General features: G+C 58.4%; 15 protein-coding genes. 7 read left to right on the forward strand and 8 right to left on the reverse strand.

Annotated elements, in window-relative coordinates; genetic code table 11:
- Positions 1-39: 39 nt before the first annotated feature.
- Positions 40-912 carry a hypothetical protein gene (locus Poly24_RS12805; RefSeq protein WP_145095638.1) on the reverse strand — a complete coding sequence of 291 codons (873 nt, stop codon included), beginning with the start codon at positions 910-912 and terminating at the stop codon, positions 40-42.
- A gap of 67 nt (positions 913-979) precedes the next feature.
- Entirely contained in the window at positions 980-2,959 is a 1,980-nt protein-coding gene (locus Poly24_RS12810; RefSeq protein ID WP_197452539.1) for a right-handed parallel beta-helix repeat-containing protein, read from the reverse strand.
- A gap of 310 nt (positions 2,960-3,269) precedes the next feature.
- Here Poly24_RS12810 and Poly24_RS12815 point away from each other — a divergent pair, with 310 nt between their 5' ends.
- Positions 3,270-4,589, forward strand: a complete 1,320-nt coding sequence (locus tag Poly24_RS12815; RefSeq protein ID WP_145095644.1) for a DUF1552 domain-containing protein — start codon at positions 3,270-3,272, stop codon at positions 4,587-4,589.
- A 97-nt stretch (positions 4,590-4,686) separates the two neighbouring features.
- Positions 4,687-7,074 (forward strand): DUF1588 domain-containing protein, encoded by a 2,388-nt coding sequence (locus Poly24_RS12820; RefSeq protein ID WP_145102870.1) that lies wholly within the window; start codon positions 4,687-4,689, stop codon positions 7,072-7,074.
- Positions 7,075-7,150: 76 nt separating this feature from the next.
- On the opposite strand, the gene Poly24_RS12825 is transcribed toward Poly24_RS12820, so the two are convergent.
- The 3 genes from Poly24_RS12825 to Poly24_RS12835 form a co-directional block, all read right to left on the reverse strand.
- A complete protein-coding gene (locus tag Poly24_RS12825) occupies positions 7,151-7,507 on the reverse strand; it encodes a YciI family protein (protein ID WP_145095647.1) in 357 nt (118 codons plus the stop codon).
- A gap of 304 nt (positions 7,508-7,811) precedes the next feature.
- Complete coding sequence (locus tag Poly24_RS12830) at positions 7,812-8,945, reverse strand: DUF899 family protein (protein ID WP_145095650.1); 1,134 nt, start codon at positions 8,943-8,945, stop codon at positions 7,812-7,814.
- A gap of 188 nt (positions 8,946-9,133) precedes the next feature.
- Complete coding sequence (locus Poly24_RS12835) at positions 9,134-9,478, reverse strand: hypothetical protein (RefSeq protein ID WP_145095653.1); 345 nt, start codon at positions 9,476-9,478, stop codon at positions 9,134-9,136.
- Positions 9,479-9,778: 300 nt separating this feature from the next.
- On the opposite strand from Poly24_RS12835, the gene Poly24_RS12840 reads away from it, so the two are divergent.
- A complete protein-coding gene (locus Poly24_RS12840) occupies positions 9,779-10,606 on the forward strand; it encodes a PEP-CTERM sorting domain-containing protein (RefSeq protein WP_145095656.1) in 828 nt (275 codons plus the stop codon).
- Here the strand turns inward: Poly24_RS12840 and deoC are convergent.
- A complete protein-coding gene (gene deoC / locus Poly24_RS12845) occupies positions 10,600-11,325 on the reverse strand; it encodes a deoxyribose-phosphate aldolase (protein ID WP_145095659.1) in 726 nt (241 codons plus the stop codon). The genes Poly24_RS12840 and deoC overlap by 7 nt on opposite strands.
- Before the next feature lie 204 nt (positions 11,326-11,529).
- On the opposite strand from deoC, the gene Poly24_RS12850 reads away from it, so the two are divergent.
- Both Poly24_RS12850 and Poly24_RS12855 read left to right on the forward strand, forming a co-directional pair.
- Positions 11,530-12,129 carry a DJ-1/PfpI family protein gene (locus tag Poly24_RS12850; protein WP_145095662.1) on the forward strand — a complete coding sequence of 200 codons (600 nt, stop codon included), beginning with the start codon at positions 11,530-11,532 and terminating at the stop codon, positions 12,127-12,129.
- Positions 12,130-12,440: 311 nt separating this feature from the next.
- Positions 12,441-12,824: a hypothetical protein gene (locus Poly24_RS12855; protein WP_145095665.1), complete on the forward strand. Its 384-nt coding sequence runs from the start codon at positions 12,441-12,443 to the stop codon at positions 12,822-12,824.
- Positions 12,825-12,843: 19 nt separating this feature from the next.
- Here Poly24_RS12855 and uvrA read toward each other — a convergent pair whose 3' ends face one another.
- Complete coding sequence (uvrA, locus tag Poly24_RS12860) at positions 12,844-15,843, reverse strand: excinuclease ABC subunit UvrA (RefSeq protein ID WP_197452540.1); 3,000 nt, start codon at positions 15,841-15,843, stop codon at positions 12,844-12,846.
- A gap of 145 nt (positions 15,844-15,988) precedes the next feature.
- Here uvrA and Poly24_RS12865 point away from each other — a divergent pair, with 145 nt between their 5' ends.
- Together Poly24_RS12865 and Poly24_RS12870 are read left to right on the forward strand one after the other, a co-directional pair.
- Positions 15,989-16,900, forward strand: a complete 912-nt coding sequence (locus tag Poly24_RS12865) for a hypothetical protein (protein WP_145095668.1) — start codon at positions 15,989-15,991, stop codon at positions 16,898-16,900.
- Complete coding sequence (locus Poly24_RS12870) at positions 16,897-17,721, forward strand: hypothetical protein (RefSeq protein ID WP_145095671.1); 825 nt, start codon at positions 16,897-16,899, stop codon at positions 17,719-17,721. Before Poly24_RS12865 ends, Poly24_RS12870 begins: the two co-directional genes overlap by 4 nt.
- A 38-nt stretch (positions 17,722-17,759) precedes the next feature.
- Here the strand turns inward: Poly24_RS12870 and Poly24_RS12875 are convergent, their stop codons facing one another.
- On the reverse strand, positions 17,760-19,361 hold the full coding sequence (locus Poly24_RS12875) for a glycoside hydrolase family 88 protein (RefSeq protein ID WP_197452541.1): 1,602 nt from the start codon (positions 19,359-19,361) through the stop codon (positions 17,760-17,762).
- Between the last annotated feature and the right edge of the window lie 364 nt (positions 19,362-19,725).

Genomic DNA, 19,725 nt, shown 5'->3' on the forward strand with positions numbered 1-19,725 from the left:
GTATCCGCCGCCACGCGTCGGCAGTCGGTTTCGGTGGTGTTATTTGCTCAGTTCGCTCGCCAGCTTGCGAGCTGCCTCCGGCCACTGCTCGCGGTCCCCCTCGCCAAATCCCGTCACCATCCGCCAGGTTCCCTTAAACCCCTTGGGGACGGTTTGGTTCTGAAATGCTGTCAGATAATACTTGCGATACGTTCCGACGACGTTCCAGACCTTCGACGTGCTGCCAGCCGTCGCGGGCGTTTCCAACAAACGGGAGACAGCAAATTGTTGGCTGCCCGGTTCGTAGACCGACATCCAATCGACAGCTGCATTGATGTAGAACTTGTGGTCGACCTCGTCATCGTTCAACAGCGGCTGAATCAGATCGGCCTCCGGCTTCGCATCGCTCCCCGCCATCAGCACCGAAACCGTTGGCGTCCAGGCGTGCATGAAATGGTAGACCAGGTCCAGCGGCGTCTCGACATCAGCCGCCACCGTCGTGGTTTCGTACAATCGATCCTCTTTGATTTCGAAGACGTTGGTCAGCCGAAAACCGCGAATCTTGGACACCCTCACAAATCGGAGCGTTTCCCCCGACAGCTCCGCCGTCGGCGTGGCGACTTCTTTCCCGTCGACGTAGAAGGTTAGCGATTGCAATTCCTCGGGTTCGTTCTCCAAGTGCCCCGTTCCGATAAATCCGATTTCCGGATAGCGGAAGACCGTCCCATACGCGCTCCTTTCGGTGGTCATCGGCGTGCCGCGGAAATCGATCCGGGCGGGAGTCCACTGCGAATGCCGACGCAACATCAACGTCACCTCCCCACAACGGACGGTGATCGATGGAAGATCGGGACCGAGATTGGGAACAAACGCCTGCGCGGCAACGGGGCCACTTAGAGACAACAACAAGAGTAGGCAGCAAAATCTTTTCATGCGAAATCGATCGTCAGTCGGGTGGAACAAGGTGTAATTTAAGAAATGTCCGTTGCCGCTTCATGGGCTAGAGTGCGGGCTGCAACAGGCAATCGCGATGCGTTGCGAAGAACGGTGGCAGCCCTTGCAGTTCGACAAAATAATCTTCCATGCGTCCCGATGAAGGACGCGAAATTTGCAGCGTCCAGATTTCTCCCTGCTGCGATTCGGGAACACCCACAAATTGTTCGGGGGCCGAGATCTTTGTCTTTTCCCAAACGGACTTCCCTTGCGGGTCTGAGACCGCAACGGCGACCACTTCGCCTCCGTCGCCGTAGGCTTTGACGCCAAATTGCTTGGTTCCCGGGGGGACGTAGAAGTAGAGTTTGCCGACGGAGTAAACCAACCGCACGCGCCCCGTTTCGCTGGAGATGACGGTCGGGCAATTGGTCGCTTCCAAGGAAAACTTGTTCGGGCCGACATCGATTGGGATTTGGTAGATTCCGGATTCTGGAGCGACAAAACCAAGCGAGCCGGTCGTATCGAGCGGAACCTCACCGATTGGCAACTTCTTGCCGCTCGGCGCGATCGCTTCGACAACCACCGGCGTCCCGGTGTAGTTACCGACGTGGCTGTGGTTCAGCTTCAGTTCCACTGGAGTGCCGCTTTCGGCAAACAGCACAAACGTTCCCGAGCCGCGAAGCGTGAAATTGGGCTGCGGCAGCATCGCGTCGGGTTTCAACGGCTTTAACGGAATGAAAGTTGTCCCGTCGGTTTCGTATTTGGGGAACCGTTGGAACTTGTTTCCCGGATGTAGATCGTCGAGATATTTCTGATCGATTTCGACGGTCCGTTGGGTGTCGCCGGATGTCGTTTTCAACGTGCCAGTGACATCGATCAAATGCAGTTCCCTGGCACCGTCGTAGAATCCAATCAACGGTCGCTGTTGCGGATCGTGAACTCGGCAGCTTTCAAAATCGACGCCACCGACGTCCAATTGGTTGCCCGCTCGCGAGGCGAAAAAAATCGTTGGCGTCGTCGGTTTGCTGGCTCCTGGTTCCAGGCGGCAGTTGATGAAACGGACGCGTGCCCCGGCGGCCGGTTTGCGGTTCATCGTCGCGACGGGACCGCTGCCGCCGGAGAAATCGCAGTCGACGAATTCGAGCGTGCCGGTCATCGGCCCCTGTCCCTTTCCTTCGCCGTTGGTGAAAGAGAGCGGTGCGCGATTGCTGCCGCGAGCGATGCAGTTCTCCAAGCGAATCGAGATCGGTGCCGACTGGGCGGTCAGGTTGGGAAGGTAAAACGCGTAGCCGACGCCTTGGTTGTTTTCGGCGATGCAGTTCCGCATCACACAATTGACCAATCGCTCGCTGAAATGGTTGGGTTCAAAATCGATCCCGGCCATCGGCGACGTGCCGCCAGTGTCGCGCATGATCGTGTTTTCGATCAACAGATCTTCGGCCGTGATCACACTGATTCCCTGGCGGTAGTGTTTGTCGAGGACGACGTCGCGGATCACGATGTTTTTGTTGGTGACGCCGCGGGTGGCGACGCCCAGATAGATCCCATCGCCGCCGCTCTCGGACATCGTCAGTCCCAGCACCTGGACGTTGCTGCTGCTCTTGATCTGCAGCGTGTGCCTCCATTCCGCCTTCTTGTACGGCGGCTTGGCGTAATCGTCGCGATGCATCCGGAAGGTGGCACCCTCGCCGCGGATCGTGACGTTCTTTTTGCTGATCACATTCAGCAGCGAATCGGTCGATCCCTTGAACTCTCCCTTCTTCGCTTGCAGGACCGCTCCCTTTTCGAAGATCAGTTCCTGGTCGCTGGCCGCCTGCAGCGGAGTGACGATCCAGGGCCGGCCCATGTCCTCGACGATCACTCGCTTGGCACCCGAATCGATGGCACTCTGCAACGCCGCCGTGGAGTCCTCGGGATCGAAGCCCCACCAAGAGGCTCGCGCTTCGGTCCGCTTGCCCGATCGAACCTCATCGATCGCGGATTGATTGACGCCAGCATTGGCCAGCAAAGTCGCGGCGACTAACAAACTTCCAGCAAACAGATTCATCGAGGGGGCTCGTGGCAAGGTGGAGGGAATATTGGGCGGGAGTTGTATGATTCTAATGAGCGGCCGGGCGAAGTGCGAGTCTGGCATTGGGGAGAGTGACCGGTAGAAAACGGTCGCCAATCGCCCGGCAGATCGCGTTTTTCGGCTTTTTTTCAAAATCATCCCAATAAACGGGACGGCTGAAACATCGTAGCTTCTGACGCGACCGTCCGGTAAAATGCGGCTTGCCCTGCGCTAGCCAAAACAAAGTCTCGGCAGCCCCTGCCAACCACCTTCCTGCTCATCCCCACCGTCAAAAGGATTTCCGAAGATGATCAATCGCCGCAAGATGTTGATGGGGACTGCCGCCGGAGTGGGAGCTGCGTTGGGTGGACCGCTGGTTCCGAACCGAGTGCAAGCCGCGGCAGCTCGGCCTGGAACGCCGCGACGCGTGATCTTCTTCTTGCAAAACCAGGGCTTCGATCCCGCGACCTGTATCCCTCAGGGGCTCGATCACGATGCATCGCTTTCGGGGATCACATTGCCCGAACCGGTTCAGGCGTTGGAACCTTACAAAGACAAGATGACGATCATCAACGGGCTGCATGGTCGGCACACCAGTCCATCACACAGCGCGTTTTTCGGAGCGTTGGGTGGCTATCGCGGTGGGATCGGGATTCCGCCCAGCGGCGCGACGATCGATCATGAGCTGAGTCAGTTGCTGCCTGAGACGATCCTGCCGCATCTGTGCATCGGAATGGATGCGTTGGAAAACATGATCTCGCGTCCGACCTTGGCGACGCTTTCGGCAGCCGGTCCGGGCAAGCCGCTGTTCATGCATTCCAACCCCAACGATCTGTACCAGATGATCTTTGGTGGGATCGCAACTGGGGATGTCAAGCAGCGGTTCGAAGCCCGATCGCGCGTCTTCAATCGCGTCGAGCAACTGGCCGGTCAGCATGGCCGCTCGCTTCCGCAAGGGGATCGCGAGCGCTACGGCAGCTACGTCGATGGTTTCCGCGAAATCAACGGTCTCCGCGAACGATTGGCTGGCGTTTCGGATCATCTGAAAAAGTTTGCTCCCGAATATGGCGACAAGTTCCTCAAACCGGAATTCGAAACCGACTGGCACGATTCGCTGTTGGATGTCGGCATCGCAACGCTCAAGGCGGGGCTGACCAATGTCCTGACGATCGGTTCGGGACGGGGCGAGATCTTCGGCGCGTGGAAGGGACTGGGGATCGCACAAGCCGGTCACAACCTTGGCCACATGGATCAACCCGACAATCCGATCTGGATCAAGATCCGCCAGTACAACTGCCAGATGCTCGTCAAATTGATGAAAGAACTGGAATCGGTGCCGGAAGGGGACGGAACGATGATGGACAACACGTTGATCGTCTACACCAGCAACAACGCGAACAAGCAGCACACAAGCGGCGACAACTGGCCCTTCATCCTGTTGGGCAATTGTGCGGGGCGGCTGAAGACGGGGCAGTTCATTCAGATGAACGATAAGCGTCCGATCAATGCACTCTACACCACGCTGCTGCATGCGGTCGGCGACACGCGCGACCGATTCAACATGAACAAGAATACGGCGGGAGTTCACGACACTAAGGTCGGCCCGATCGAAGAGATCATGGCCTAACGCGACTTGACGGCTGAACATTCGCCTCAGCTGTGAACTACGAATCCGATCTCAATCTGCAATCCGCGGCGTGCCACTGACTTTGAAACCGATGCCAATGCTCCGACTCTCCTCATTGCTTGCGTTTTTGCTGATCGTCCCTTCGCTTGGATCGTGGACGGTGGCCGATCAGCCGCCGATGTCGGGGGCGACGGCGACAGCGTTTCTGCATCAGTACTGTATCGATTGTCACGACGCCAACACGCAGGAAGGTGGCGTCGCTCTGGATGAACTGTCCGACGCCACCATCGACAACGCCGAGCTTTGGAAGACGGTTTGGGAACAGGTTGCGCTAAAAGAGATGCCGCCGGCGGACGAATTGCAGCCCGATCCAATCCTGCGTTGGAAGCTGTCGACGTGGATCACCGCGGAATTGCAGCGGGCGATGAAAGATCATGGCGGATTCGAAACGCACCTGCATCCGACCAAGGGGAATCATCTGGATCACGATCTGTTGTTCGGAGAGATTCCTGGATGGATCGAGCCGACTTCCACCCCGGCGCGGTTGTGGCGTCTGCATCCCCAAGAACATCTCACGCGATTGAACGAGCTGATCACGCGCGAACCCGACTTCGATTCCAAACGCCCCGGGTTGCGAACTCGCGGCGATCACATCAATCCGAATCTCGATGGCGAAGTGAAAGTCTATTATGGACTGGATCGCGTGATTGGTTGGGTTGGAGGCACGGCCGCTTATGCCGCCGCGATCACCGGATTCCCGCCGATGCTGACGACTGAAAATCACCATGGCCTGCGAAACTATGCCAACCTCTATTCGGTGAACGGATCCGAAGCGACTCAGATCGCCAACACAGCCGAAGACATTTTGCGGTTCATGGCCTACGGACCCGATGCCGAACCGTACCAGTTCGCCGACAAGGTTGGCCAAATCGACAAGAAGTACAAACATGGCGATTTGCGTGGGCTGGCGCAGAGTCTCTTTTATGGCAAATCCCCCAAGCGCCCGATCACTCCCGTCCACGACCTGATGGCCAAGGAGAACGATACGCAGCAGGATCGAATCGTGGCTGTCAATTATCTGTTCGAAGCCCTGACCTGCCGCCCGCCGACCGACGCGGAGACCGCCGAATATCTGGGACTATTAAACGATGCGATCGCCGACCTCGGGAAAGAGGATGGGGCGTTGCTCGGTCTGACGCCGATCTTCTTGGATCGCGACGCGCTGTTTCGTCCCGAGTTAGCCGAATACGGGACGCCCGACCAATATGGCCGCGTCCTTTTGCAGGACCAAGAACTGGCGTTGGCGATCAATGCGGCTTTCAGCTACATCCCGCCGGACGAAGCGCTGCAGCAAGCGGTTGCCGACGGGCGTTTAAAGACACGGCAGGATGCAAAACGCGAGATCGAACGGATCCTGGCCGACGACAGTATTCGGAAGCCTCGCGTGTTGCAGTTCTTTCGCGAGTTCTTCGATTACGACCGGGCAGGCCATGTCTGCAAGGATAACAAAGCGTTGGTTGGTGCCGGGGGTGAGGTGAACGCAGAGCGGCACTATCGAGCGATGTTTGCGATGACGGCGAACACCGATCGGTTGATCGAATTGATTCTGCAGGAAGACAAAAACGTTTTGGGCGAGCTGCTGACCACCGACCGCGTCGTCTACAACGCACCGCAGGATGCTCCTTACTTTGGCCAGTTCATCAGCTCCGATCCGCCACCGAAGCCAAAAGCCGTCGAGGGGAAGAAGCCCGCCCGACAGATGCGGCGGGTGACGATTCAAAATGCTAAGCTGCCCAAAGGGGAAACGATTCACGCCCGCGTTGCCCAGGTCGTCAAACCGCTGAATACGGCACGAACGCTGACGACTCTGCCGCCCGATCAGCGGCGAGGGATCCTAACGCATCCCAGTTGGTTGGTCGCGCATACCGATGCGATGGACAACCACGCGATCTTGCGTGGCCGTTGGATTCGCGAGCGTCTGCTCGGCGACGCGGTCCCCGACGTTCCGATCACTGTCGATGCGATGCTACCCGTCGAGCCGAAGTCGACGTTGCGGCATCGGATGCGTGTGACGCGAGCCGATGAATGCTGGCGTTGCCACCGCAAGATGGACCCGCTGGGGCTGCCGTTTGAAATGTACAACCATCTCGGGCTGTATCGGACCGAAGAGCAGAAGGAGCCTGTTGACACGAGCGGTGCAATCATCGATAGCGGCGATCCCGAGCTGGACGGCCCCGTCGAAAACGCGTTGGAGATGATCAATCGTTTGGCGACCAGCCAACGCGTGCAACAGGTCTTCGTCCGCCACGCCTTCCGTTTCTGGATGGGGCGCAACGAAACGATCCACGATGCTCCCGTGTTGCAAGATGCCCACCGCGCCTACCAAGAGAGCGGCGGCAGCATGAAAGCTCTGCTCGCATCGCTACTCACCTCCGACGCCTACCTTTACCGCAAGGTCGATCGCGGTGCGGATGCGGACGGATAGACGCTGTCGGGTCGTTTGGCGAAGGTTTGTGAACGGAAATCGAGGTGCTCGACGAGTCGACTTTTGCGGCTGCGCTCTACTGCGGATCAACGTCGGGCAGCGGGAAGAGCGGTCGGATCTCGACGGTCCCTTTTTTCGCGGGCGGCAGGCGCGAAGCAATGGCGATCGCTTCGTCGAGATCGTCCACATCGATGATGTAGTAACCGCCTAATTGTTCGGTTGTCTCGGCAAAAGGCCCGTCGGTTACCTGTCGCTTCCCCTCGCGGACACGGACACTGGTCGCCGTCGTCACGGAGTGCAGCGGCGACGACGCGATCCACTTGCCGGATTTGGCCAGTTCATCGGTAATGCCCATCGATTCCACCATGCACGCTTTCCGTTCCGCCTCGGTCCACGATTCCTCCGAACCGTAAATCAATAACATGTATTTCATTATGCAATCCTATCTTCAGCAGGGTCGTTTACGTTTTTATTCACTTGAGCACGCCGGCAGATCGCGGTGCACGCCAGCACGGTGAGCGTTCCAATGCATAGGGCCATCGCACCGGTTTGTAGACCGCTAGCCAGCGGCAAGGGCAGCGCGATCCCGGTCGCACCGAAAAGGTACGCTGAGACGCACAGTGGGCATTTGGGAATCATACACAATCCGAGGCTTGGCAAAGCCCAGCGGAGCATGTGCGTTGCGCGGTGGGGCCGCAGATTCTCGACACCATCGCACCGGCAGAAGATGCAACGCCTCATGATTGGATTTCCACCAAATCCGTCGTGTCATATTCGTCGTGCCGACGCCACCATTGATACGGTTCGGATTGTGGCCAGCCAGGCGGGGAGTCCTCCCACATTTCTTGCCGCCCCAATGGCGTCAGGTCAAGCAGCGTGAAGTTGCTCAACAGCACCTCCGCTCCGCGCTTGCCCGTGAAGTACGTTTGGTAAATTTTTTGGTCGTCACGTAAGAAGATACTCAGGCCATGCGTTTCTCCATCGGGCGTGGACACTCCAAAATCTTCGTTGAACGTGGTTCCCGCGGACGAGTACCATGGAAGCTTCCACCCCATCCGCTTTTGGTAAGTGAGCAAGTTCGCCAATGGGCCGCGCGATACCAACGCGAGTGAGAGGTCTCTCGCGTTGTAATGTGCTGGGTGCCCCAGGTTATCTACCAACAGCGAACAGCCTGGACATCCTGCATCGGGCCATCCACCCACACCTTCGGCGAACATAAAGTGATAGATCGCCAATTGCCGGCGGCCTTCGAAGAGGTCGATCAACGCAACTTTTCCGTGAGGGCCATCAAACCGATAGTCCTTCTCCACCGCAACCATTGGTAAGCGGCGTCGTTCCGCGGCCAAGGCATCGCGAAGACGTGTGGCTTTTTTCTCTTTCGCTCGCAGAGTCTCCATCGCTTGCTGCCACTCCGCTCGCGAAACGACGGGCGGCTGTCCGTCGACCGACGTGGTCGGTGAGATTGCATCCGCGGGGGCGGTCGCAGCTCGGATCTTCGCGTCGCGTTCGGCGATCAACGCATTGACATGAGCGTCCGCAGGTCGAATTTCAAACGGCCCCACGGTGACTCCGGGGTGCTGCGACATCAACGCGATCGCGTGATTGAGGTCGTTGGCTTCCAGAAGCAAGATTCCGCCCAAAAACTCCTTGGTCTCGGCGTAGGGACCGTCGGTCACGTCGACTTTGCCATTTTTGATTCGCAGGATGACCGCGTTCTTTGCTGAATCTAATGCTTCGCCTCCGATAAAATGGCCGCCGCGACGCAGTTCATCGTCATACGCGAAACAGGATTCCATGATCCGCTGCCCCTCTGGTGCGGGGAGGGCGGCAAATTGTTCCTCGTCAATGTATCCCAAACAGACAAATTTCATTTCATCCCTCCTCGTGCAATTCAGCGCTCAGCTTTGCCGACGACGTCAGCAACTACCAACTAGTCGAGCGCGCGGAGACGGGATCGACAAGAATCGGCTGCGGGAGGAGTGATTATTGGGAGCGCACCTGGCGACAGGTCACGGAAGCGTGCCGAAGAACTTATCGAGGGCAGGGGCAACCGCTTCGTTCACCTGGTCGACGTCGAAGAGGAGCCGAGGGGAGAAGGCTTCGGTGCGGAAATCACCGCCTGCGTACCGACAGGTACGATATCGATCCCTGTGGCTTCGATCGATCGGACGTGCTGGTACCGCTGTTGCATTCCGTCGCAGTGCAATTCGTAAACCGCAAGGATGCTAGGACGGGGGCGATTTCGTCGCCAAAAATGAAGTAGCCCCGTAAGCAATCCGCCGTGGCGTGACGGAGCCCGGCTAGCGAAAACGACAAAGGGGTTCAGCACTTCATCGATCGGTTCGATGTGGCCGTCCATGGGGCCACCAAAAAACTCGATGACGTATTGTTTGTTCGTTGGCATCGGATTCGTCTCCCAGGTTTGTAAACAATGCCTGTACGAGCAAACTCCATACCAGTCTCCCGATCGGTCGAGGAGATTTGATGTCGCCAAGTTGCGGATTGCAGGTGTTCAATAGGTCCCCACTTTTGTGACAGGCGAATCATCGCAAACGCCACAAAACAATGGCGTCAGCTTGCTCGAAATCTGAAAAGCTGATTCGAGACTTGGCATAGATTGCCTTTGCGTTGCGGGTCGGGTACATTTGTTCATCGGATTATTTCGGATTCGATTTCCGTTGGGCCGCGGCAGGAGAGGACCAAGATGACGACGATCTTTCGAATTCGAACCATGGCAGTGCTCGCCTCCCTTGGCTTGATGGTTACGGCCAACGCGGACATCATCACCTTCTCGCCGGTGCTCGACATGACCTCTACGGCGAACACGAGTTCTCCGATGACGCCCTACGTTGCCAATAACATGGTGCAAGCCCAGGGGCCGACGGGCATACCGGACAACGTGTCGCCGACCTACAGCGATACCTATTTCTTCCGCGACGCGGGGACGGGGATCGAGTTTTCGATCGATATGACCTGGAACGCCGCGATGGGGCTGAACCTAAATACAGGCGGCTCGGCGCTTGGCTTGGGAAGCAACAGCGTGATCGGATCGGGGGAGTTGGTGACGATCGGCTTGTCGGGGCTGAGCGTCGATCTGACCAACTACATCGACGGATCGTTTAACATGATTTCGAATCCGACGCTGGGAGCGACATCGCTCGCGTTTCGGCAGATCGATTTCAATGACTTTGGAGATACTACGATTGTCAACATAACGAATGGGATCGATACGGTATCGTTCAGCGAGGCTGCGCCGGTATCGGGAAACTTTGATCTCCCAGCGGACGGCCTGACCGATAGGGAACCAGCTCTGACGTTTAGTCTTAATAATATGTCGTTTGATACCGATTTCAATATCTCGGCGGTGCAGTTGGCGATCACCGCCGATTTACAGGCGACAGCCGGTGTGCCCGAGCCGACTTCGATGCTGTTGACGCTGGTCGGCGGCGGTGCGACGCTAGGCATCGCACGCCGCAAGTCAAAGCGATCACGGGGCAATACCCAAACCGCCGCTGCGTTACCAAATCAATAACTCGACGTGTTATTCAGTTCGTCAAATTCGATCGGCTCCAATTTTAATCGTCGCCGACACTCATCGAGGATCGTTTGCGTGGCGCTGGCACCAACGCGGGTGACTCCCAACGCGCGGACCTCCAACAAACGATCGAGATCGCGGACGCCACCGGCCGCTTTGACCTGAACCTGGGGCGCCGACTTCTCTCGCATCCATTGAAGATCCTCCAACGTCGCCCCGCCGGTCCCGTAGCCGGTGGAGGTCTTAACCCAATCGGCCCCAAGTTCGCTGCAGATCGCGCACAACCGCGACTTCTGATCCTCGTCGAGGTAGCAGTTCTCGAAGATCACCTTCACCTTCTGCCCGGCTGCGTGAGCCACATCGATGACGGCCTTGATATCGCGAGTGACGTAGTCCCAGTCGCCGCTGAGAACCTTCGAGATGTTCACGACCATGTCCAATTCTTGACATCCATCGTCGATCGCTTGTTGGGCTTCGGCAGCTTTGATCGCTGTCGTGTGCCCGCCGTGTGGGAACCCGATCGTTGTGCTCGTTTGAACCGTGCTGCCAGCCAACCGGTCGGCGCAGCGCTTCACGTAATACGGCAGGATGCAAACGCTAGCCACATCGTACGCCAGCGCCAGCGAGATCCCCGCCTCCAGTGTTTCGGTCTTCAAGAAGGGCTGCAGCAGCGAATGGTCCAGCATCTTGGCGATCTCTTCGTAACGGTAGTCCATGTCGAATTTCTTCCTTGGGGATTCTTGAGGGGTGAGGGAGGCGTCGGGTTCCGCGACTGAGATTATGGAGCGAACCGGACGACGGTTCTATATGGGGCACCAATTCCTGAAGTCCCCTTCGGTCTGCTACAATGCCGCGAAACTTACCCTCGCCGGCGGTTGGCGAGTTTCAATGCACCGAACCATCAGGTTCAGGAAGATCCGATGACAAACGCCCCCTCCGATAAACCCAAAGTTCTGATCATCATCGGCGACGCGTCCGAGACGCTCGACACGATGTATCCCTTCTACCGCCTGCAGGAAGCTGGCTTTCAACCCGTGGTGGCCGCTCCCGAAAAACGCCTTTATCAAATGGTGATGCACGAAGTGAAGCCGGGCTGGACGATCACCAAGGAATGGGAAGGCTACACGATCAATGCCGACGTCGCCTTTTCTGAAATCAAAGAGGAAGAATATGCGGGGATCATGTTCTCCGGCGGTCGGGCTCCCGAATACATCCGCTACGACGAAGACCTCGTCCGCGTCACGAAGCACTTTTTCGAAGCGGGCAAACCGATCGCCAGCGTTTGCCATGGCGTCGAGATCCCCGCTTACGCCGATTGCGTTCGCGGACGCAAAATGGCAACGGTGCCGAAGTGCAAGTTCGATCTGGAGGTCTGCGGTGGCACGTTTGTCAACGAAGCCTGCGTGATCGATGGCAACCTGGTCAGCGGACGAACCTTCCACGACAACGGCTTCTACGTCGGTCCGTGGATCGATTTGTTAGTCAAAGCACGCGATGAAGCGACCGTTGCCGCAGGCTAAGCAGCAAGCAGCAAGTTTTGTAGGTCAACCGCGCGGGCATCGCCCCGCGTTTTGCAGGGCAGCGCGGCCCGATGGGCTCGCGGTTAAACGCAATACCGTTCAACGAAGGAGCCTCGGACCGTCGCAAGAATTGGCGGCGGGATGTAGTGGACGAGGTTACGAGTCCCCGCGATTTGGTCTGATGCATGTAAAAGGACTCGTAGCCTCGTCCACTACGCATCGTTGAACGGATCGCGGTTAAACGAAAAAAGACAAGACGACCTGCTTAGGCCACTTTAGAATCGCTATTCTCGAAGCGTTGGGGAAAACGAATGAACGACCTCAATCCCTACGCTTCACCGCCGCCGATCGAAGAGAGTCCCGGGCAGCGGATGCATCGGCACGCCCACGTCGCCCGCGGTCTGCTGCATCGAACGATCACGTTTGCCGAGCCCTTTCAGGCTCAACTCGATTACGACGGCAAATACTTTCGCCAACGGCTCTACATCGGCCAGGTCTGCGTCTGGCACCGGATCAGTTGGCTGAGGATCCATCCCCGCATCGATTTCGTCTGGCCTGCGGAAGTCGCTGGGACCGAGAAGCCCGGCCGGATCGAGATGAAGTTCAATCACCTGCTGCAGATCGTACGGTTTACCGTCTATTGCGACGGCGTGGTGATCTACGACGAACACAACGGGGTGATCACCACGCCGTAACCGCTTGCCAGGTGAGCGATCAAGAAACCGCTGCGTCGAGCAGTTCCTGCAGGTATTGGCTCGTTGGCGTCGGCGGACCGGCGACGACCTTTTCGGGTGTCCCTTCGGCCAGCAAACGGCCGCCGCCCGCGCCCCCCTCGGGGCCCATCTCGACGATCCAGTCGCAACACTTGATTACGTCCAGATTGTGTTCGATCACGATCACGGTGTTCCCCTTTTCGACCAGCGATTGCAAAACGTCGATCAAGCGACGGACGTCGTCGAAATGGAGTCCCGTCGTCGGTTCGTCTAAAAGATACAACGTGTTGCCGGTTTCCTGCCGCGCAAGTTCGGTTGCCAACTTGATCCGCTGGGCCTCGCCGCCGCTGAGCGTGGTCGACGGTTGGCCCAGCTGCAGATATCCCAACCCGACGCTCCGCATGCTCTCGAGAATCCGGTCGATCTTGACGAAGTTCTTGAAAAATTCAGCCGCGTCGTCGATCGTCATCTCCAACACGTCGGCGATCGAAGCCCCTTTGAACCGCACCGCCAGCGTCTGGCGATTAAACCGCTTTCCGCCACACACGGAACATCGAATGTAGAGATCGGCCAGAAAGTTCATCTCGATCTTTTCCTGCCCCTGCCCCATGCATTGGTCGCAGCGTCCCGGCTTGGCATTAAAGCTAAATCGGTTGGCGGCAAAGCCTCGCTGTTTGGCGTCGCGGGTTTCGGCAAACACCTTGCGAATCAGATCCAACGCCCCGGTATAGGTCGCCGGACAGCTGCGCGGCGTGCGACCGATCGGAGCCTGATCGATTCGGATCAATTTGTCGATTCCCTCCGCACCGGTCAACGATTCAAACGGCCCCGGTTTGGCCGACTGCAGACCGAGGGTGCGTGCCAAGGCAGGATAGAGCGTATCGTTGACGATCGAACTCTTCCCGCTGCCGCTAACTCCTGCCACTCCGATCAGACATCCCAGCGGGAACCTTGCGGTCACGTTCTGCAAGTTGTGAGTGTTCGCGCCGGTCAGTGTCAGCATCTGATTTTTGTCGGCTTTGCGCCGCGACTCGGGAACCGGGATCGAGCGCCGCCCAGACAGATAGTCGGCCGTGACCGAGCGCGAGGGCGAATCGTTGTCCTCCTTCGATGCCTCCGCCTGGTCTTCGGCGATCGCCGTGATCGATGAAGGTTCGCCGGCGAACAGGATCTCGCCGCCTTGGTGTCCCGCGCCAGGCCCCATGTCGATCAACCAATCGGCGGCACGCATCATCGATTCATCGTGCTCCACGACCAGCACCGTGTTCCCTTGCCGCTGCAAGTCGCGCAGTGCGACGATCAAGCGATCGTTATCGCGTTGATGCAGTCCGATCGATGGTTCGTCGAGGATGTAACAGACGCCGACAAGTCCGCTGCCGATGCTGGTCGCCAAACGAACGCGTTGCAGTTCGCCGCCGCTGAGCGTATCGGCGCTGCGTCCCAAGGTGAGATAGCCGACGCCCACCTGATCCAAAAAACGAAGCCGCTTGTTGATCTCGACCAGGATTGGGCGAGCGATCTCGCGCTGCGAAGGAGACAATTTCCCACCGGCTTTGACGCGGCGCGGCGCCCGTTCGCGAACGACGCTTTCGTCGGCAGGTTCCTTGTCTGCGCTGTCGTATTCCCAGTCGTCGCGAAGCGAGGCATCGCATTCGGCCTGCAAGGTTGCAAAAAAAACAGTCGCTTCGGTCGCGGGCATCGCGACGATCTGGCCGATATGTCGATCGGCCAAAGTGACGCTGAGCGCTTCACGCCGCAAGCGCGATCCGCCACACGTCGAACACTCGACCGCCCCGATCCAATTGGTCAGTTGTTCACGCCGCGCATCGGTCAGCTTCTTTTCCCATTCGACGTTCAATAATTCGACGATCGTCGCCGTCAATGCCGCCCGCCCCTTGGCGGTCAGTTGATCGAGCGGTTGGTCCCATTGGCCTCCACCGCCGAGGACCAGCGGTTCCAGCGTGCCTCGAATCCGCTTGCGAACCGCCGCCGAAGTTCCCTTCCAAGGGAGCATCGCCGCGGTTTCGGCAGGCTGCGTCCAATCGGGAATCAACAGGTCAGGATCGTACGCCTCAAGACGCCCCAAGCCATCGCAGTCGGGACAGGCACCGTAGGGACTGTTGAAACTGAACGTTCGCGGCTCCAGTTCCTCATAGCTGATATCGCACTGCGGACAGGCGTACCGCGAACTGAGCAACCGCTCGTCCCAGTCGTCGGCATCGGGCAGTTCGAAAAATGCAACCAGCAAACCGTCGCTCAACTTGAGCGCCGTTTTGATCGATTCTCCCAACCGCGACTCGATTCCTTCGCGAACGACCAACCGATCGACGACCGCTTCGATCGTATGGTTCTTCCGCGGCGAAAGTTTGGGGAGCGATTCGATGTCGTACATCGTGCCGTCGACGCGAGCCCGCACCAATCCCGCCTTGCGAATCTCCTGAAACACATCCTCGTGCGCCCCTTTGCGTCCGCGAACCATCGGTGCCAACACGATCAAACGCGTCTCTTCGGCCAGGTTCATCAGCGAAGCGAGGATCTGTTCGCTGGTCTGCTGCAGAATCGCAGCCCCGCAATGATAGCAGTGCGGAGCGCCGACGCGGGCCATCAATAGACGCAGGTAATCGTAGACCTCGGTGACGGTGGCGACGGTACTGCGAGGATTGCTAGCTCCCGATTTTTGGTCGATGCACAACGTCGGTTCCAGGCCGTCGATGTGGTCGCAATCGGGGCGCGGCAATTGGTCGAGGAATTGCCGGGCGTAGGTCGAAAGGCTCTCGATGTACTGACGCTGCCCCTCGGCATAGATCGTGTCGAAGGCAAGCGAACTCTTCCCGCTGCCGCTGACCCCGGTCAGGACGATCAACTGGTCTCGACGCAAATCGATATCGACGTTCTTCAGGTTGTGGACCCGCGCGCCGCGGATCCGCATCAACGGGTCGCCGGGAGCGCTGCGGATGTCCGAAAGGACCGCGGGTTCAAGATTTCCCAACGTGTTGGTCATGAAGGTCTCAATTCGCTGTGGTCGTTTTGACCGGTAGGCGGCTATAATTCCAGCGTCGCACCGCCTTCCAGTCGGCGTGCACGGGCGCAACCCAGGCAAAAAGCTGTCGGTTTCACCCTACTTATGGATATCAGAGTAAAAGCAAATGGATAAGCGATTTCTGACTTGGCTCAGCTTTACCCTCACTTTACTGCCAGCCCTCGCGTTGGCTCAACCGTACGACGTCGCCGCGCGGCCGATCTCGGTGCTGCGCCCCGGTACGATCGTCGACGACGGACCGCCCGAAGGCTGGAACCATCTGATTGTCAAAAGCTTTCCCAAAGTAGCTAGTGGCGATGTCGACAAGATTCCCGAACGGGACTCGCAACTGGCCAGCCTCATGTTCACCGCATTGGCGGCGCGGACGCAACAGGCGGCCGATGGAACATGGCAACTGACCGAAATTGCTACCGGTGCGGGGACCTCGGTTCGCGGACGCGACATGATTGTCAGCTCCGATACGCAGCAGCAACTGGGGGCCGACCTCGGCTTTTTCGCGCGGATGGTGCTGAAAGAGTTCGATGCCAAACAAACGCAGGTCCAATACAAAACAATCAGCCGACACTTTTTTGTCGTCGACACGATCGGAGCCTTCCGTTGGAATAACGAAAACCGATTGTTGCCCCTTCGCTACGCATTGGTTCTTCAACCGCAAACCGGGCAACTGGACACCTTCTGCTGGCTGATGGATGCCGACGCGACAGGCGTCAGCACCACGGCGGTCGGCAGCATCCACTGGCTCCCCAAATCGCTTGTCTTCGCTCCCCAGTTGCACGTCGATTACAGCAAGTACAATTTTTTGGGGATCCCATCGGACACGGCGTTTTGTTCTACCAACATCCCACCGGGGCAGGTTACGATGAACATTCCCGCCGATGCAACGCGTGTCCTTGCGCGGCCCACACTCTCGGTCGCCGAAGCCCAATCGCTGCACGGATGGTTCAATCAAATCTCGACCTCGATGCGCCCGAACTACGACCGGGCCGCCGCCTCCGATACTGGTACGACCCAACGATGAACATCTTCAGCTCGATTCGTTCTACCGCGTCTTGCGCGCTCCTAGCTCCCCTGCTGCTCGCCCCAGCGATCGTCTTGGCCGAATCCCCCGCCTCGCAACCACCGCTGGCGATTCTCGCCGAACCGATTACGAATGCCGACGGGCAAACCCAAGCCTGGCCCGAAGTGGTGATGCAAGACGGCATGGACGCCGAACAACAGCGAAAGGTCATCGCCAGCCTAGGGCGTCGCTTTGAAGACTTTACGAAAGAGGGAATCAATTCGCCGATCGACATTCCTCGTGCTGTTAAGAAATCGGTCGACGGGGGCGTGTTCCGGACGTACAGCTATTTTTTCACGGTCCACACGTCGCTGGAAACGTTGAGCGACGAAAACCTTCTAACCAAGTTGTTCTCGGATAACAAGAACGATCAAGGCGAGGGAGAGGATCTTGGGGCGGTGGGCGATGACAAATATAGCTACGCCCACGAACCGGACTTGTTGAAACGGATCAGCCTGTCGATGGTTTTACGCAGCAACGACGCAAAGTCCGACGCTTCGGTTTACGCCGGTTCGATCGTGGTCGCTGCCGATCCAGAAAACCGTCATCAAAGCAGTTGGGCCCCGCTGGACAGCCCCGACGAAAAACAGCCTTATCTGGGAATGGGGATCTACACCAAAGCGACGCCGTTGGTGGAGTTGCCCGACGTGTTGTTCTTCGAAGCGCACATGGTCTTCTACGAACCGAAAGCTTGGTTCCGAGGCAAGAACCTGCTCGGTGCCAAACTGCCGATCATGATCCAAGATCAAGTTCGCACGCTGCGTCGCGGAGTCGCTCGTTAGTTCGCTGCGACATCGACGCGATCGCGAGCTCGCGACGCTCAGTCGAGCTTCCATTTCCCGTCCCGTTGTGCCAGGGCGATCTCGGTAGCAACCAGCATTGCCATCGCACCACCACGCGTGTCGTGCCCTCGAATCGCGGTCCGGTCGAAGTAGTCGCGGAGGCTTTTCTGTTTTCCCGTTCCGGTGCAGACGTCGATCAATTGGGCGTCGCTGCCGATCCGCGACTGGATCGCCGGCCAAGCCCGCTGCACAACGGGAACGTAGATCTCCGGATCCAACCAGCCCATCCGCAACCCGCGCGCGATCGCCATCGTGGTCATGCAGGTGACGGTGAATTCGGGATAGCTCTCCGGACGGTCGACCACCTGGTGCCACATCCCCGACGTATCTTGATGCTTTTCCATCGCGGCCAAATGCGCACGAAAGGCCGCCAACATCTCATCGCGATAGGGACTATTTTCGGGGAACCAGGACAACGACAACGCCAGCCCCAAAGCAGGAAACCCGTTCCCGCGGCCCCAGGCGGTCCCCGCGGGATCGAGCGGCGAGTGTTGATGCAAACCATCGTCGCGGAGATTCAATTCCAGCATGAACCGCAGATGCCGGATCGCCATATCAAAGTAGCGTTGCTCGCCCGTCAGGTTTCCCGCCGCGACAAGGATCGGCGTTCCCATGAAGACTGCGTCGCTCATCTCGCTGTGCGTTGGCATCGCGTCACGCATCTGCCCGTCGGGGGTAAAAGCATGCTCGGCCGCCGCGCGAACCAGTGCAACATAACGCGGGTCTTGCGTGCGGTTTGCAAGTTCGGCGAACAACAAGTGCCCGGCGAAGACGCCGCCGTTCGGTTTGTCCCCCAGTGCCGATTTGGCGCCAGCAGCATACGGTTCCGCGATCTGCTGGACGGCTGCCAACGCCGTCGCTTCGCCGGTCAGATCGCCCAACTGCAAGCGACCGATCAGAGCCAACGCCTGCTGATAGTTCACCGAATCGAGCGCGTTGCCGTAGCGTTTGCTTAGAACCGTTGCGACGTCGATCGCCGATCGCTCGCGTCGATGCAACAGCTCCACCTGAGCCGACTTCTCGACCGCGGGAATGGTTTGATCTCCCAACTGATCGATCACATCGAGCAGAGAAATCTTCGGGTTCGCGATGAATTCGACCGCTGCGATCGAACCGATTCCAGCCACCGAGGAACGACGTAACGCATCGGCGAACGATCCGGCTGACGGCTGCAAAACCAAGCGGTTCTCCGATCCGGGTTTGACGACCACAACGACGTCCGGAGCGGCTAAGCCAATCGATCGCCAGAGATACTGTGTCGCAACGCGTTTGCCAGCGTAAGCCTTGGCATCGATGGGCTGTTGCAATGCGTCTGCGGTCGCATCGGCGATTCCATCGGGTGCGGCCACCAGCCAGATCGCAAGTTCGCGATGCCGCAGCCCTGCGGCAAATCCGTCGGCATCCGCTTGATCAACGTAGGAAGGGGCCAACGAGGGAGATGCGATCACCAGCACCCGCGAAATATTGGGGCTCGGATCGAGGAACGCGGGGGACTGGACGGATGTTAGCGGCTTGCCATCGGCCGCCACGCCATACGCCTTCGTAACGGGACGCCACGCCATCAAAGGGTCTTCGGACATCGCGGGCGCTAGACAAACGAGCCCCAACCAACCGACAGTGACCAACCGAGCGAGAGGCCACGATATTCCTGGCATTTGAGTTCCCTTTCACGACCGCGATTTTGAATGTCGCATCCTTCGACGATGCAACGAACCGGGACCATTAGAAGGGCTACTGGGCAGCGCCGCTAGATGCTGATGCGCGAAGGCTGGTTGCCCGGGGAGAGCGCTCGACGCAGCGCCTCCACGCTCCCCGCGATTTTCGTGTAGATCCAATCGCCTGCGGAAGTGTCGCATTCTACAACGTCACTGGGAGGAATCTACGATAGGCACGAAAAACGCGGAGGAGTTGGAGAGCGATCGATCGACGGGCAACCAACGTGTC

The sequence above is a fragment of the Rosistilla carotiformis genome, assembly GCF_007753095.1.
GTDB lineage: Bacteria > Planctomycetota > Planctomycetia > Pirellulales > Pirellulaceae > Rosistilla > Rosistilla carotiformis.